The following is a 16,430-nucleotide window of genomic DNA, read 5'->3' as shown; positions in this document are numbered from 1 at the left end:
AAGACCTTCAAAGCCGAACGAAAGAAATTGAAACCAAGAAAAAGGAGCTGAAAGCCTTTATACAGGCAAATAGCTATTTGAAACCGGTTTGGAATCAAATAAAAGATGAGCAGTTAGAGCTAGAGAAAGCCACCATAGGACTTGCAGATTGCAGCAGGTTTAAGCTAACCTATGCTGAACAAATCGACAAGCTGGAGCAAGAGGAAGAGGATTTGAGGAAAAAGGCTGACAAACGCCCAGAGCGGGAAGCCAAAATCCGGGACTTGGAAAAGGTTATAGCGATTCAAATCATCCAAAGAAAACTAGACGCCGCTCAAAAAAAAGTTTCCCAAATTAAACCCACTATAGAAGAGGGCTTAAGCCAACAAAAAGCCTTAGAGAATCAACTTGATTTATTGGAAAAGGAGCTTGAAGAGAATAGAAACCAGTCCAATAGTACACTCATGGCAAGACTTACCGGCGACTTAAAGGATTGGAAAAGCCTCTCCTTGAGCATCAAAAAGCTGGAAGAGGCCATTGCCAAATTAAAATTAGAAAATGATTCCATTCAGAAAGAAGAAAACAAAATTATAGGCATGATTCCTTCCCAATTCACGAGTTTGGAACTCTGGGATGCTTGGGAAAAAGAAAACATCAAATCTATAGAAGAGGCTAAAGCAAAGTTTATTGAAAAAAAGGCTTTACAGGCCCATATCCACAGTTTAAAAGAAGGAGAACCTTGCCCACTCTGTGGGGCTGTAGACCACCCTTACCCCCTTACTTCAGATCACACCGAAGAGAGGGTAAACGGCTATAATCAACAAATTGAGGAAACTAGGCAGAATCTGGAAAAAATCCAACTCCTTTCCCGGAGGCTTTATGATCAGGAGCTTCAAAAGACCAATCAAACTAAACTAATATCCGACAAAACCGGAGAACTGGAGGACTTAAACCATCAATTCAACACCCTTAAAAATGAGTTAAGCACTTTAGGTATACATACTCTGGAAGACATCAATGAAAAGCTCTCAGTCCTTACGGATCAAATTAAAAAAGAAGATCAACTTCACAACAGTGCTCGGGAGTATAGAAAAAAAATAGACATTCTGCGGACTCGAATAGATGGTGCCCATCAAGAACTGAGAGAGGAAGAGCAGAAGGCCATTGCCCTAGGCAGCACCTTACAAGCAAAGGAAGATGAAATCATTGACAAGGTTTTCTGTGAAAAGTACATGGATTCGTCTACTGAGACCATCCAGCAAATGATAGCCAGTGTTCGAAAGGACATTGAAGACACTGCCAATTTATTGGATGGGAAACAAAAAGTCCTGAAAGAAAAGCGCCAGGATGCGGCAACCAATTTGGCCAATCTGGAGAATTTCAGCAAAAACAAAGAGGAAGCATCTATCAAACTGGAAAAGTTGAAAAATGAATTCGATGCTTTGAAAACCCAGTATGGACAAACAGATCAGGCTCAGTTGGAAAAACTTTTCAACAGCCATCTTGATGAAGAGAAACTTGATCAAGAAATACGGGAGTATGAGCAAGACTGTTCCGTAGTCCAATCCCACCTTGCAGCGCTGGAAGCTGAGGAAGGCATCAAAACCTTTGACCAGAATTTCTTTGATGCTGTAGCCGGGGACCACAAAAAGAAAAAAGAAGAATTGGACCAGGTGCAAAAAGCGAAAATAAATATAGACCGAGATGTTTCAGACATTAGGGAGAAGGTAGAGACAAAGAAAGGTTTACTAAAGATATTGGACACTATGGAAAACAGGGCTTCCAATTTAAAAGAATTGGAACAGTTGTTTAAGGGCAGTGGCTTTGTAAAATATGTCAGCAGCATTTATCTCAAAGAATTGTGCAACACCGCCAACAAGCGATTTACTCAACTGACAAAAAACAGCCTGAGGTTGGAAATAGATGACAACAATACATTTTGGGTGGTAGACTATTTAAATGATGGCAAGAAAAGGTTGCTTAAAACTTTATCCGGAGGCCAAACCTTCCAGGCTTCCTTATGCCTGGCACTGGCCTTGGCAGAAAAAGTGAAATCACTCAACCAAGCAGATCAAAGTTTCTTCTTTTTGGATGAAGGTTTTGGCGCTTTGGACAGGAAGTCACTGAGAATAGTCTTTGAGACTTTGAAAGCCTTAAGGCATGAAAACAGAATTGTAGGCATCATTAGTCATGTTGAAGAGTTACAACAAGAAATTGGTGTCTTTGCCAATATAGAATTAGACCCAGAAAAAGGGAGTCAAGTAAATTACAGTTATCAATAAAAAAAAGCATCCCTGTGATTCAGGGATGCTTACTTTACTTAATTGTATCCGAAGTCAATTAGGCCTTTGCTTTTTCAGCTTGTTTCAATCGTAGGATAAAGTCACTAAGTACATTCATATAATTGATAAAGGCTTCATAGGGACTTTCGTAGGGGCTAAAATAAGCATGTATGTCACCATCGGAGAAAAACTTGGTACACATATAATAAAAATGATCGCTGGTTTGTAAATACCTCCAATCTTTATAAATCTCAGGATCATCACAGCGTTTTACCATACTCTCTAATTCAAAGAGTCTGTCAAATGCTTCATCCTGAAGGTCATTACCTAACCAAGCGGTAAGGTCACGCTCCTCATCCGCCCAAGAAATCGGAGTAGGCACATTGATCTGCCCTACAGGAGATGCATTGGCGATTACCTCCGATGGCGTAGAAAAGCTAAAGTCCGTTTGTTGGAAAATTGCACCCGGAAGGTCTTTCATAAATTCAAAAATCCCAGTCTCCTTCCATTGGTGTTCACCAAATGTCTCATAATCCATAAACAGGTTGATCACTTCATCTTCCTTGGGCACTTGATTGAGCCAACCTATAAACTTATCAGTGGTGAGTGGATAATCCGTCCAGGTTTTTTCCCCAAATCTAAACGCTATATCATCACTAAGTCTGAAATTTTTAAGCAATACTTTCAGTTTGGGTTCAATTGAATTTACATATACAAAATTGGGGCTTTTCCATCCCAGGATATGCTTGGCTCCTTCAGACAGGATCCCTTCAAAGCCCATTTTTGAGACCATCGCCCCTATTTCATCAGAGTAGATCAACTCAGTATTTCTAAACACCTTGGGTTTATAGCCATTGAAGTGATGCTGAATCTTCTCCTGATGCAGCTTTACCATATCTTTAAACTCAGTCTCACTCTTGAGGGCACAGAGTGAATGACCATAAGTCTCATTGAGTAATTCTACATGACCTGTAGCCACCAGTTCTTGGAAACTGTGAAGCACTTCCGGGGCATAGGCCTCCATTTGGTCGAGAACCGTACCTGAGAGTGAAAAGCACACCTTGAACTTCCCATCAAATTTCCTGATTAATTCCAACAAAAGTTGATTCATTGGCAAGTAGCACTTTTTGGCTACCTTATTCATGATGTTTCTGTTCGAGTAGTCATCCCAATAATCATGATCATCCCCAATCTCAAAAAAGCGATAAGGTTTTAATCTAAAGGGTTGGTGTACTTGAAAATAAAAACAAATGGTTCTCATATCCTATTGATTAACGGTTTGCTTATAAATACCTATTACTTTTTCGGCAACGTGCTCCCATTTGAGCCTTTTTAATTCTTCTCTACCCATTTCTTTAAACATTTTGGATATCCCATTGTAATGCAACAGTGCAAAAATGGAATCAGCCATTGCATCGATATCCCAGAAATCCACCTTCACTGCGTTTTGTAGCACTTCTGCTACGCCGGACTGCTTAGAGATAATCACCGGGGTACTGTGCCTTACAGCCTCTAGCGGTGAAATTCCAAATGGCTCTGAAACGGAAGGCATGACATATACATCACTTAAGGCAAACATTTTGTCCACATCATCTCCTTTTAGGAAGCCTGTAAAATGAAATTTTGTACCTATCCTTAGTTCGGCAACCCTTTGAATCATGCGGTTGAGAAGATCTCCCGATCCAGCCATCACAAAACGGACATTTTCATCTTTCTTTATCACTTTTGCCGCAGCTTCCACAAAATATTCGGGTCCTTTCTGAAAGGTTATTCTTCCTAGAAAAGTGACAATTTTTTCCGGCACCTTTTTCTCCACATGGGACTTGATGATACTTGTATCCAATACAGCATTGTGAACTACGGTTACCTTATCTTCAGGTATGCCATATTTGGTCACTATTGTATTTTTGGTGAGTTGGCTTACAGCAATAATTTTATCCGCTGCTTCCATACCTGCTTTCTCTATATCAAAGACCCTTTGATTTACAGTTTGGCCGGAACGGTCAAATTCTGTGGCATGTACATGCGCAATCATGGGTTTGCCACTGATCTGTTTGGCGGCTATACCTGCGGGAAAGGAAAGCCAATCATGGGCATGAATCAAGTCAAACTTTTTATTTTTGGCAATTTGAGCGGCAACCAGCGCATAACGTGACACTTCCAGTATCAGGTCTTTACCATATTTTCCACTAAAACTAAATTTATTGGCCAGAACACTGGATTCAAGCTCATCCTGATCTTTAAGCAAACGTTCGGTATGGTTATGATATTCCTCAGGGCTGAGGTAGGGAACCAGAAAAGAACTAACCTCAAGGTAGGTCAGGTTTTTCCAGATATCACGAAACCGGCGTTCCCTATAATCAATTTCTATTTCACTCGCGTTCACAAATTCAGCCAATGGATCTTCATCCCCCCAAAGTTTTGGGACAACAAAAATCAGGTCTTGTTTGTGGTGGTCCATTCCTTTAACTAAACCATAACAGGCAGTACCTAAACCACCAGAAATATGAGGAGGAAATTCCCAACCAAACATTAATACTTTCATATATTGTCCCTTTACAAGTTGTTGATTAAATATTTCATCCTTAACAATTCACCTACACTCCAAGCTTGAGAAATTGCTCCTTTGGGCCTGTGGGGCGGATCACCTTCATAAATTTCCGCAATTGTTCCAATCCCATATTGCGTCATCACCTCATCAAAGCTATCGATCATGGTTTCCACCAGTTTCTTGCCTTGCTTCCCATGCAATTTCAAATAGCCTTCAGCAAAATGCCCTAATAACCAAGGCCAGGCTGTCCCTTGATGGTATGCATTGTCCCTTTCGGTTTGATCCCCTTTATAGTATCCTTTGTATCGAGGATCACTCGGTGCCAAAGTCCTTAAGCCTCTATAGGTAAATAAATTGGTTTTTACCACCTCCAATACACTGTCTTTTTGTTCATTGGAAAGTGGGCTATAAGGTAAAGAGGTAGCAAAGACCATATTTGGCCTTATGGACCAGTCCTTATCTTCATCGGTGATTACATCTGCTAAGTAACCTTTTTTCTCAGACCAAAATCGATCCACAAAGCTTACCTCCACCTGATCTGCCAATTCACGCGCTTCATCATCTCCGGTCATTTCATGATAAAACCTCAGGGCATTGTACCATAAGGCATTGATTTCTACAGGACAGCCAATTCTAGGGGTCACCGGCCCTTCTTTGGTAACCGCATCCATCCAAGTCAAGCCAACACCTTCTACACCTCCACTGATAAGTCCATCTTCCTGCACATGAATTTTAAAATCTGTCCCTGCCTTAAAGCCATCTATTATCCCTTTGCATTTATCTATATATTTCGACAGAATGCTCTCCTTATCACCTGTAAAAATAATATATTGCTGCAAAGTCCAGAAGAACCAAAGTGGTGCATCTATGGAGTTCATATTTGTAGAAACACCACTTCCTACATTTGGAAACATGGCTCCTTTCAAATCCTTGGTCATGGAATCCATAACATCTAAAAAGGTTTGATTATCTTCCATGGTCAAGGTAAGCCCAGGCAATGCGATAAAAGTATCTCTACCCCACCAGCCAAACCAAGGATACCCGGCAATCACACGTGTTTCCCCATCGCGTTTGCTTATAAACTGGCTGGCAGAATTTTTGAGACAGTTTTCAAAATTATCTCTTGGTATTCTTCTTTTAATTTCCTCATTAAAATTATCATGAAGTTCAGCCGTATTGGCTACTTTTAATCCGGCCGAAAAAATAACTTCGTCCCCTTTTTCCATTTCAAACTCGAAGTACCCGGGGACATACAAGTCTTCTTGATAATCGTAGCCTCGCTCTATTTCTTTGGAGTATTCTATATTGTAAAACCAATCAGGAACGGGAACAAAATCGTTGTTCATCGACACCTGTAATGACAAAGGATCATAGGCTTCATAAAGCTGAACCTGTACACCATTTTCGATCTTCTTTATTTTTTTATTTACATAGGTATTGGCTTTAGATAATCCATGGTAACCACGAAAAGCCAAAAAAGGATTAATTCTTATCTTAGTAGGAATAACGGCATCTGCCAATGTATACCTAATCATTACCCGGTCTGTTGTAGAGTCCAGGATAATCTCTTTTTCAAAAATCACTCCCCCAACCCTGTAGGTAAGTTTTGGGATAGGCTCTGAGTCAAAATCTTCAAGATATTTATGTCCCCTGGGGGAATAGGTACCCGGGTATTTATTAATTCCTAGGTTAAAAACGGCATCTTTTTGTACAATACTCTCATGCACATTGGATAACATCACGTGCAGTTGACCGTCTATTTGCGGTTGTGGTGCAACGAGCAGCCCATGGTATTTCCTTGTATTACAGCCAATAATGGTGGTACTCGTATAACAACCCAAGGGGTTTGAACGAATAATCTCTTTTTCTAAAGAGTAATTGAGGTTAATGAGTTGAGTCTTATCAAAGTGTATATAGCTCATTTAATCAAAAGTTTGAGGTTTTTATAAAAATACTTTAATCCTTCGTAAAGAAAAATATTTAAGATAAAAACTAAAGCAATTAATCAAAATGATTAAAATATCACTGACTTTTTGACAAAAAAAAAGAACTCAATTAGAGTTCTTGTGGAATTTTATATTTTCAACAGCTACTCAAGGAGCTTCTTTTTGAATCTTTTCTAAATTCTTAATGGATTCCTCAAATTTCACCATATACATTTGTACATGATTTAAATTAACATATTTTATTTGAGGAAAATTTTTTGAAGGTTGAAGTAACTTAAACATGATCTTCTGAAATTAAATGAATTCTACAACAATCGCTAATCAAATAACATGCCATAAACATGAATACCTTCTGCTTGGAAACGAACAAAAGCGGATATTAAATCAAGCCTTAAGTATTGCTCTTTAACCATTCAAAAGAGGAGAAAAGAGACTGTTCCCATTTATCCTGCATTGCCCTCAAACTACTCGGTATATGAATAAACCCTTTGTAGGATGCAGTTATAAAAAAACAACCCTCCCTAATCAAAGGGAGGGTTTGGGTGAAAGACCGGTTTCGAACCGGCGACCTCTGGATCCACAAACCAGCGCTCTAACCAGCTGAGCTACAATCACCATTTTATTTCATTTTCTGATTCTTTTATCAGATGGGATTGCAAAGGTAATATGCTTTTTTCAGTCACGCAATACCAAGCTAGATATTTCTTGAAAATTTAAGCCTTTCCCCCCTTTTTTCTTCATTAAAGACGCCATTCTCATAAGCCAAATGACCTGAAACTATTGTATGGGTAACTTTTGACCTAAACTTTTGTCCTTCGAAAGGAGACCATCCACATTTAGAAAGCACATTACCTCTGTTGACTTCCCAAGAATCATCCAAATCTACCAATACCATATCTGCAAAATAGCCTTCTCTTAAAAATCCTCTGTTTTCAATTTCAAAAAGTATGGCCACATTATGACTCGTTTTCTGAACGATTTGTGCCAAGCTTATTTTTCCATTATGATACATTTCAAGTAAGGCCATCAAACCATGTTGCAATAAAGGCCCTCCTGAAGGAGCCTTAAGGTAAGACTGTTCTTTTTCTTCAATGGTATGTGGAGCATGATCGGTAGCAATTACGTCAATATTGCCCTCCAGCACCCCTTTTAATATGGTATCCCTGTCATTTGAAGTTTTGATGGCCGGGTTCCATTTGATCCAATTTCCTTTGCTATCATAATCTTCTTCAGAAAACCATAAGTGATGTATGCAAGCCTCTGCCGTAATCCTTTTTTCTGCAAGCGGTAAGGTATTGTCAAATAAACCTACCTCTTTCCCTGTACTGATATGCAATACATGCAACTTGGTACCCTGGGCACGAGCCATTTCTACCACAATTTTGGAGGCATCATAACAGGCTTCCTCCGACCTAATTTTCGGGTGAAATTTTGCCGGAATCTTTTCTCCATACTCTTGCTTAAATCTTTCTAAGTTTGCTTTAATGATGTTGTCATTCTCGCTATGGGTAGCTATCAAAATCGGACATTCTTTGAATATGGCCTCCAAACTGTCCGGATTATCTACCAACATATTGCCGGTGGACGATCCCTGAAAAACCTTTACTCCACAAACATTTTTTACATCTACGCTTTTAATGGTCTCAATATTATCATTGGTTGCCCCTAAATAAAAAGAGTAATTTGCTAGGGACTTGGCCGCACCAATGGCATACTTCTCCTCCAATAGCTCATGTGTGGTACTTTGAGGGATGGTGTTTGGCATTTCCATAAAACTAGTCACACCTCCGGCTACTGCCGTTTTACTTTCTGTATAGATTTCTGCCTTATGTGTCAACCCCGGCTCTCTGAAATGAACCTGATCATCAATTAAACCAGGCAACAGGTATTTTCCTTTGGCATCTATCACTATATCCGCTTCTTTTCCTGACAAATCTCCTCCCACTGAAAAAATCAAGCCCTCCTTTATATATACATCTCCACGTATAATCTTACCTTCATTTACTATATTTGCATCACGGATTAGTATTCTTTTCATAGCATTTGTTTTTTATGGTAGGTGCTTGGGTCGAAACACCTCTTAATATTTTCCTAAATTTATAAAATCATGTCCGATCAGCTATCATCTTTCGAAAATTTTAAACTGAATAACCAACTTTTAAATGCTGTGAAGGAAATTGGTTATGAAAAACCTACCCCTATACAGGAAAAGGCCATTCCATTAGCATTGGCCGGTCACGATATTCTTGGCATCGCCCAAACAGGAACGGGTAAAACCGCAGCCTATGTCTTGCCCTTATTGTTTAAGGTGAAATATGCACAAGGCCAACACCCTCGTGCTTTAATAATGGCCCCTACCAGAGAACTGGTGATGCAGATAGAAGAAGCAGTGGTAGGTTTTGGTAAATATACCGACCTAAGATATGTTTGCCTTTACGGAGGATTGGGCCCAAAACCACAGATTGAAAAATTACAGGAAGGAGTAGACATCATCATTGCTACCCCCGGAAGATTCATCGACCTTTACCATAAAGGCGAAATCTATACCAGAGACATTAAAACCATGGTTTTGGATGAAGCTGACAAAATGCTGGACATGGGCTTCCTTCCACAAATTAAAAACATTCTGGAAGTAATCCCTGTCAAAAAACAAAACCTCCTGTTTTCTGCTACCTTTAGCCAACGAGTTGAAAATCTCTCTTTTGAATTTCTTGAATTCCCCGAACGTGTAGAAGTAGCTCCTCAAGCCACTACTGCCGAAACCATCGAGCAGGTAAAATATTTTGTCCCCAATATCAGAACAAAGCTAGACCTATTGCTAAGACTTGTCAACGAGGATGGTTTTGAGAGAGGGATTATCTTTACCAAGTCTCGTAAAAATGCTGACACGGTCCATCAATACCTTCAAAAAAATCAATCCGGAAGTATACGGGTCATCCATGCCAATAAAGGCCAAAATACAAGGATCAACAGTATGGATGATTTCAAAAAAGGAGAGGTGAAAATTTTGGTAGCAACCGATGTAGCAGCCAGAGGCTTAGATGTAAGTTTAGTCAGTCATGTCATCAATTTTGATGTACCCTTGATTTATGAGGATTATGTTCATCGAATCGGCAGAACAGGGAGGGCGGAAAATGAAGGCAAAGCAGCTACATTTATAAACCCTGCCGAAGCTTTTCATTTTGAAAAAATAGAGTCGATCATAAGAATGCTCGTACCCGAGCAGGAAATCCCTGAAGAAATCACCATTCACAAAACCCCTTTTGAAGAAAAGCAGGATTACGAAAGGGAGATCGACAAACAAAAAAGAGGCAATGACCCTGAATTTAAAGGGGCTTTTCATGAAAAAAAGGGGTATGCGAAACCTTATAAGGAGAAAGAAGAGAAGCGTGGCAACAAAAACAGCAAGGCCAAACGGAACAGAAACCAAATGAAGAAAAAAAGCAAGCACAAAAACAAATAGGCGAGCAAGCTCACCTATTTGTTTTTGTGCTAAATTGGATGTATTTCAATTACTTCTGATGAAAAGTATCTGAAACAAAGGCAAGGACATTCGGAAGTGATTCTCTCCAATACGTCCAATTATGCGCGCCATCACGAATCCTAAATTCATGGGGGATTTCCATTTTCTTCATGGCAATATGCACAAGACTATTTCCTTCATACAAAAAATCGTCATCTCCACAATCAAAAAACCATTTTACCGATTTAATTTTCTCCATATCATTAAGCTCCAGTTGCCTTAAAGCCTGATGCTTGTCGTAATAAGCTTTCAATTGGTCTTTATCCTTGACGTCGCCCTCATATCTTTTTACAAAATCATCATATGCCGTATTCCTTAATGAGGCACTAAGAGGGCAAGCCGATGAAAACAAATCCGGCCGATGCATGGCATAGAAATAAGTTCCACCTCCTCCCATAGAAAGGCCTGAAATCGCCCTATATTTCTTTACACGCTTGATCCTGTATTGAGACTCCACATAGGGCATTAATTCTTCAAAGAAGAAATCTTCATACCTCCATTCATTTTTGATATCATTGAAATAACCTCTTTTCCCTGTATTGGCATCCGGCATTACAATAATCATTGGTGTGGCGGTTCCATCTTCAAAGGCATTGTCTGCTATTCGTTGTACTTCCCCAAATTGAACCCAGCCGGTTTGATCGTCTCCTGCACCATGAAGCAAATAGAGTACAGGGTAAGATCTTTGGGAATACTCATAGCCCGGAGGCAGGTAAACAGCAAATTTCCTCTCCATACCAAGGATTTTACTATCCAAGGTCAAGGCATCAAACACCCTGCTTTCTTGGGCCAACAAGCCTGAGAAAGAAACAAAAAACAAGGGCAATAATATTCGTAAAATTTTCATCTTTTTATCGGTTTATTTTGGCTAGGTAAAGTAAAGAATTATTCTTATTTATCTATTTATTTAAAGCCTAAATATCACAACCTAAAGGGAATTGACTGAATTAATAGGTAGGTATCCAAAAAAGCAATGGTATTTTTATTACTTTAACCTTAGAAACAAGGTCAATGTATTCATTCAATTATGGAAAGGAGAAAATTTCTTAGCAATTCAGCGCTTGCCTTATTGGCGGCAGGCACCATGGGAAACGGGTGCTTAAAAGCCAAAACTAATCCGGCAAGAAAATTTAAAATAGCCCTAAACCCCGGCATTATCGGAGTCAAGGCAAACCTTGTCCAAACACTGGATTATGCCATTAACTATGGATATGAAACCATAAGTCCTTTTGTAGAAGAGGTCAAGCAGGATTATTCCCCGGGGCAATTGGCAGACCTAAAGGACAAAATGAAGGCAAATAAAATAGGTTTTGGGTCTACAAATCTACCTGTAGCCTTCAGAAAGGACAATCGCAGTTTTCTTGAAGATTTCAAAAAGTTAGCACCATTTTGTAAGACGATGGAAAAACTTGGAGCCACCCGCATCAATACCTGGATTATATCTTCTCACAATTCCCTTACCTATAATGAGAACATGAATCAACACGCCTATCGTTTGGGGGAATGTGCCCGTGTCATGAAGGATTATGGCATTAGACTGGGGCTGGAATACCTTGGAACTAGACCTTTGCTGAATCAAAACAAGTATCCTTTTATATCCACCATGAAAGAAGGGAAGGAACTCATCGCGGCCACCGGTCAAAGTAACGTGGGATTCGTATTGGATTCATTCCATTGGTATACTGCAAATGACAATAAAGAAGACATCCTCCAACTCAAGGCAGAGGACATTGTGGTGGTAGATATAAATGATGCTAGAAAGGGCTTTAGCAGAGAAACTCAGGTGGATTTAAAGCGAGAACTCCCCTTGTCAACGGGCGTTATCAATCTCAAAGCTTTTATGGAGGGCTTGGTGGCCATTGGTTATGATGGCCCCATTAGAACAGAGCCTTTTAATCAGGTTCTCAATGACATGGAAGATGATGCTGCACTCCAAGTTAACAAAGAAGCCATCAATAAAGTACTGGCCTTGGTAAACCTGTAAGACGTTTGTCTTAATTTTGAACAAAAAACAGGAAATTGATCTCCTGATTCATGCTCAGCATCTAAGCAAGTTGAGGCCAGATCAAATCTATCTACTCTAAATAAATTTTCGAATACTCATTATATAACCCATGTGTAGGCCTTCATGAAAATTATTAAAAACTAAAGCATCTTCCACAGTGCTCAAGTGAAAACCTGTTTTGATGGTCCTTTCATGATAGGTGACAAACTTACCATTATAAAAGTCGGATTCCGTTTGCGGAATTAAATCCATTAGAAGTGCTTTCAACACTTCATATTCGTCCACAGATACTGGGACTTCCGGCTTGGTTCCTATACCATACCTTCCAAACATCTCATCGGGCAGATGGGTGGGCAATCCGGACCCCTTGTATACAAGCCCTTGTTGGGCTACAATTACATGACCAATATTCCAAATCAGGTTGTTATTAAACCCTTGCGGAATTTGGTTTAACTGATCGAGCTTATAACTTTCAAGTAAGGTAAGAAAAAGGTTTCTACTTGTTTTCCAGGTTTTAAAGGTAGCTTCCATCCAATAATAAAATATTAACTCAGTCAATCAAAGGAGCTTGCCTCCCCCTATCCAAGACTGATAAAGACAAAATTTATAAAATAAAGAAATAATCCCGGACTTGTTTTCGGGACGGTAAATTCAGCCTGCAATCCTCACCTAATCTTTTGGAGGGCTAATCATGATATGTGCCCGATGTGTACCCGGATCCATTATCCATGGCATGCCTGGGAAATCAGGTTTTGTGGACAAACCCGTACTTTCCTTAGTGGCCCATGGGATATAAACCACATAGCGGAGGTAGGTATTGTCAACTTTGCCTTTCATGGGATCATAATCGGCTTTATCTGCGGATAACACATAAAGGGAAGCAGGCTCACCGGGCATTTTAAGACTACCACTTTTGGCTTCTTTCTCACGGGTGTCAAATATTTGCTTGAAGTTTTTACCTTCTTTTTTCAATGCTCTTCCTCTTTTCATAAAAGGTTCTAAATCTTTATGGTAACAAGAAACACTGAAACCCTCTGTCTGGGGATTATCTGCAATACAAATCATTTCATTGTTACCCTCCCTAAGCACAGTCCAATCTCCATTGGCATCATATCCGTACACCTTGGCTCCTTTTCTAAAATCCTGAGGCGCAGCCAAGACTGCAGCCTTAATCTGAGCGGCTTTATCGGGAATTTGTTGGGCTTCTAACTCACTTGCTAAAAATAAAACGAAAAGACTGAATACTATTTTTTTCATGGCCATTTTAGGATTGATTGCAATTAGAGTTTATGAATATAATCAAAGTTTTTGAGTCCTATAAAAGTTTGTGAAGAAAACTGATAAGACGGATACCTATTTGTAAGCGAAAAAGGGCTTAGGTATTGCAACCTAAGCCCTTTATCAATCAATTTTTGACAGCAATACTACCTATCTGTACGATTGTTTGTACCGTCCACAGGAGTTCTATTTTCACGATTGGCCAAATCCCAAGCTGTATGGAAAATCAGTTTCGCTCTTTTCTCCATCAAATCAAATTCAATTTTATCTACCGTATCCGTAGGTCTATGGTAATCATCATGAACACCATTAAAAAAGAATATTACAGGAATATTGTGCTTGGCAAAATTGTAATGATCGGATCGGTAGTAAAACCTATTGGGATCGTCCTCTGCATCATACCTATAATCTAAAATTAAATTGGTATAGGTTATATTATTGTATTCATTGATGATTTTTAATTGGGAAGACAGCATTTCAGAACCTATCACATAAACATAATCTTGGTTTTCGGCATCCTGGTATTCATAATCAATCCTTCCCACCATGTCGATATTGATATTGTTTACCGTATTTTCTAAAGGGAACACAGGGTTTTCGGAATAGTACTCAGAGCCAAGCAAACCTTTTTCTTCACCTGTAACATTTAAAAACAAAATACTACGTCTTGGACTGTATCCATCTCTTGCAGCCTGAGCAAATGCTTCGGCAATTTCCATTACAGAAACTGTTCCGGATCCATCATCGTCCGCACCATTGTTTATTTCTCCTGTGCTGCTTACACCGATATGATCGTAGTGAGAAGAAATCACCAAAACTTCTTCTTTTTTATCAGTACCCTCAAGGAAGGCCATTACATTTTCAGTATCAACATAATCTTTTTGCTTCACCACCTTAAAAACAGCTTTTTGAGAAGGAATTACTGATGGATCATTTTTGGCCGCTTCTTTCAACACATCCACTGGTGTTTCAAAAAGCTCTCCCATTTTGATTGAACTAACCATAAACACCGGCTTTTGCTCTGTGGGTTTATCAAAGCCCATCCTACCCTTACCTGTCAAGCTTTTGTAGCGATTGGCCATTCTGTCAAAATTGGCTTGTCCCTCCATGGTTACAATCAAAGCCCCAATTGCACCTGCATCCATTACTTTATTAATGGCTTGCCCAACATTATTTCCGATGGCCCATAAGCCAACCATTTTTCCTTCCACTTTTACTTTTGAAATGTTCTCATCTGAAGCTAAACCTAAAAAAACCAAATCAGTCTTTTTATTCCTCTTCATATCTGCATCTCCCACAAATACAAAGTCCTCATTTAATGTTAATTTGGTTTTGCCAATTTTTAACGAGACTTCTTTCCAGCTTACACTTGACAACTGAAAAGGCTGAAGATAACTTCCATCTACAGGCCCCTTGAGATCGTTAGCTTTGTAAAAATCTATCAAGTAATCTGCTGCCAATTTCTGACCCTCAGACCCTGTATCTCGTCCTTTTAGTTCATCGGAAGCTAAATACGTCAAGTGCTTTTTTAAATCCCCTGACTGAATTGTTGATGCATATTTTAATGAGAGATCTTCCTGTCCAAATATTGGATTTGAAAGAACTACAAAAACAAATAATGCAACTAAAGTTGATTTATTTTTCATATTGGTTAATTAAGTTTATAGCTAAGGTAGATTTTGCCAATATCTCCCATTTCAACTGGTTTATATGAAGTAATTTAAGCATAAATAAAAGACCTAAATCAGCTAATATTTTTAACTTTGCGGATCGATTCAAGATCTATTGGCCGCGCCAAAATTAATCATATTTTATCTTTTTATGAAAATCAATCTCGCTTCATCCGAAAAATTTAGAAATAGACATATTTCACCCTCTGAAAATGAGCTTCAGGAAATGCTAAACACCATAGGAGTAGATTCCTTGGATACTTTAATTGATGAAACCATCCCCAGCACTATCCGACTAAAGCAGCCTTTACAACTTCCCAAGCCTCTTTCTGAAAATCTATTTCTTAAATCTTTCAAAGCTACCATTGGTAAAAACCAAATTTTTAAATCTTATATTGGTTTGGGATATTACGATACTTTGGTACCGGGAGTTATTCAGAGAAATATTCTTGAAAACCCGGGCTGGTATACGGCTTATACCCCTTATCAGGCCGAAATCGCGCAAGGGAGATTGGAGGCCTTGATAAATTTTCAAACCATGGTGAGTGAGTTGACAGGAATGGAGTTGGCCAACGCCTCTCTTTTGGATGAAGGAACAGCAGCTGCAGAGGCCATGACCATGTTGAGCGCAGCAAAAGCCAGGAACAAGAAAAAGGCAAATACTTTCTATGTAGACGAAAAGGTTTTTGAGCAAACCAAGGCGATATTAAAAACTCGAGCTACCCCAATTGGCATCACATTAAAAATTGCCCCCTTAGCTGATCTTGACCTGAGCGATCCGGATTTATTTGGCATGCTTATACAATACCCCAACTCGGATGGAGAAGTTGTCAATTATGAATCCCTGGTAAGTGCTGCAAAGGAAAACCATGTAAGTACAGCTTTTAGTACTGATCTATTGAGTCTTACCTTACTCAAGCCCCCAGGGGAAATGGGAGCAGATGTGGTTATAGGCAGTACCCAACGATTTGGTGTTCCTATGGGGTTTGGAGGTCCTCATGCAGCATTTTTTGCAACAAAAGAATCCTATAAAAGACAGATCCCCGGAAGAATCATAGGCGTATCCGTAGACAAATCCGGTAAAAATGCTTACCGAATGGCTTTGCAAACGAGGGAGCAACATATCAAAAGAGAAAGGGCTACCTCCAATATCTGTACAGCACAGGTATTATTGGCTGTAATGGCCGGAATGTATG

Annotated in this window: 11 protein-coding genes, 1 tRNA gene and 1 pseudogene; 4 read left to right on the top strand and 9 right to left on the bottom strand. The window is 39.4% G+C overall.

The features are described from left to right. On the top strand, nt 1-2,261 hold a 2,261-nt coding region (locus AAC037_RS05020; protein WP_339901950.1), incomplete at its 5' end, for an SMC family ATPase. 58 nt (nt 2,262-2,319) lie between these two features. Here the strand turns inward: AAC037_RS05020 and AAC037_RS05015 are convergent. The 5 genes from AAC037_RS05015 to AAC037_RS04995 all read right to left on the bottom strand — a co-directional run bounded on the left by AAC037_RS05015 (nt 2,320) and on the right by AAC037_RS04995 (nt 8,796). Further along, complete coding sequence (locus tag AAC037_RS05015) at nt 2,320-3,522, bottom strand: glycoside hydrolase family 57 protein (protein ID WP_339901949.1); 1,203 nt, start codon at nt 3,520-3,522, stop codon at nt 2,320-2,322. Nucleotides 3,523-3,525: 3 nt separating this feature from the next. Then, entirely contained in the window at nt 3,526-4,806 is a 1,281-nt protein-coding gene (locus AAC037_RS05010; RefSeq protein ID WP_339901948.1) for a glycosyltransferase family 4 protein, read from the bottom strand. 11 nt (nt 4,807-4,817) lie between these two features. Next, nucleotides 4,818-6,734: an amylo-alpha-1,6-glucosidase gene (locus AAC037_RS05005; RefSeq protein ID WP_339901947.1), complete on the bottom strand. Its 1,917-nt coding sequence runs from the start codon at nt 6,732-6,734 to the stop codon at nt 4,818-4,820. A 564-nt stretch (nt 6,735-7,298) separates the two neighbouring features. Beyond that, nucleotides 7,299-7,374, bottom strand: a tRNA-His gene (locus tag AAC037_RS05000). A gap of 78 nt (nt 7,375-7,452) precedes the next feature. Then, on the bottom strand, nt 7,453-8,796 hold the full coding sequence (locus tag AAC037_RS04995) for a dihydroorotase (protein ID WP_339901946.1): 1,344 nt from the start codon (nt 8,794-8,796) through the stop codon (nt 7,453-7,455). A gap of 69 nt (nt 8,797-8,865) precedes the next feature. Between AAC037_RS04995 and AAC037_RS04990 the strand changes: the two genes are divergently transcribed. Further along, complete coding sequence (locus tag AAC037_RS04990; protein WP_339901945.1) at nt 8,866-10,221, top strand: DEAD/DEAH box helicase; 1,356 nt, start codon at nt 8,866-8,868, stop codon at nt 10,219-10,221. A 49-nt stretch (nt 10,222-10,270) separates the two neighbouring features. Here the strand turns inward: AAC037_RS04990 and AAC037_RS04985 are convergent, their stop codons facing one another. Further along, the gene (locus AAC037_RS04985) at nt 10,271-11,128 is read right to left on the bottom strand and encodes an alpha/beta hydrolase-fold protein (protein ID WP_339901944.1); all 858 of its coding nucleotides are present in this window, start codon (nt 11,126-11,128) and stop codon (nt 10,271-10,273) included. Nucleotides 11,129-11,308: 180 nt separating this feature from the next. Here AAC037_RS04985 and AAC037_RS04980 point away from each other — a divergent pair, with 180 nt between their 5' ends. Beyond that, the gene (locus tag AAC037_RS04980) at nt 11,309-12,265 is read left to right on the top strand and encodes a sugar phosphate isomerase/epimerase family protein (RefSeq protein WP_339901943.1); all 957 of its coding nucleotides are present in this window, start codon (nt 11,309-11,311) and stop codon (nt 12,263-12,265) included. A gap of 96 nt (nt 12,266-12,361) precedes the next feature. Here the strand turns inward: AAC037_RS04980 and AAC037_RS04975 are convergent, their stop codons facing one another. From AAC037_RS04975 to AAC037_RS04965, 3 genes are all read right to left on the bottom strand, one after another. Then, complete coding sequence (locus tag AAC037_RS04975; RefSeq protein ID WP_339901942.1) at nt 12,362-12,844, bottom strand: DinB family protein; 483 nt, start codon at nt 12,842-12,844, stop codon at nt 12,362-12,364. 111 nt (nt 12,845-12,955) lie between these two features. Continuing rightward, a complete protein-coding gene (locus AAC037_RS04970; RefSeq protein WP_339901941.1) occupies nt 12,956-13,543 on the bottom strand; it encodes a hypothetical protein in 588 nt (195 codons plus the stop codon). A 167-nt stretch (nt 13,544-13,710) separates the two neighbouring features. Further along, nucleotides 13,711-15,210: a M28 family peptidase gene (locus AAC037_RS04965; protein WP_339901940.1), complete on the bottom strand. Its 1,500-nt coding sequence runs from the start codon at nt 15,208-15,210 to the stop codon at nt 13,711-13,713. 175 nt (nt 15,211-15,385) lie between these two features. Here AAC037_RS04965 and AAC037_RS04960 point away from each other — a divergent pair. Then, nucleotides 15,386-16,430, top strand: a pseudogene (locus AAC037_RS04960) (glycine dehydrogenase (aminomethyl-transferring)); the annotation flags it as partial.

Source organism: uncultured Cyclobacterium sp., from assembly GCF_963976465.1.
In the GTDB taxonomy this organism is placed as follows: Bacteria; Bacteroidota; Bacteroidia; order Cytophagales; family Cyclobacteriaceae; genus Cyclobacterium.
This window is presented reverse-complemented; position numbering and strand designations above follow the sequence as displayed.

Bases quoted from the DNA above. Each gene is read 5' to 3' on its own strand.
- AAC037_RS05015 (WP_339901949.1), bottom strand. From the start codon at position 3,522: ATGAGAACCATTTGTTTTTATTTTCAAGTACACCAACCCTTTAGATTA.
- AAC037_RS05010 (WP_339901948.1), bottom strand. From the start codon at position 4,806: ATGAAAGTATTAATGTTTGGTTGGGAATTTCCTCCTCATATTTCTGGT.
- AAC037_RS05005 (WP_339901947.1), bottom strand. From the start codon at position 6,734: ATGAGCTATATACACTTTGATAAGACTCAACTCATTAACCTCAATTAC.
- AAC037_RS04995 (WP_339901946.1), bottom strand. From the start codon at position 8,796: ATGAAAAGAATACTAATCCGTGATGCAAATATAGTAAATGAAGGTAAG.
- AAC037_RS04990 (WP_339901945.1), top strand. From the start codon at position 8,866: ATGTCCGATCAGCTATCATCTTTCGAAAATTTTAAACTGAATAACCAA.
- AAC037_RS04985 (WP_339901944.1), bottom strand. From the start codon at position 11,128: ATGAAAATTTTACGAATATTATTGCCCTTGTTTTTTGTTTCTTTCTCA.
- AAC037_RS04980 (WP_339901943.1), top strand. From the start codon at position 11,309: ATGGAAAGGAGAAAATTTCTTAGCAATTCAGCGCTTGCCTTATTGGCG.
- AAC037_RS04970 (WP_339901941.1), bottom strand. From the start codon at position 13,543: ATGAAAAAAATAGTATTCAGTCTTTTCGTTTTATTTTTAGCAAGTGAG.
- AAC037_RS04965 (WP_339901940.1), bottom strand. From the start codon at position 15,210: ATGAAAAATAAATCAACTTTAGTTGCATTATTTGTTTTTGTAGTTCTT.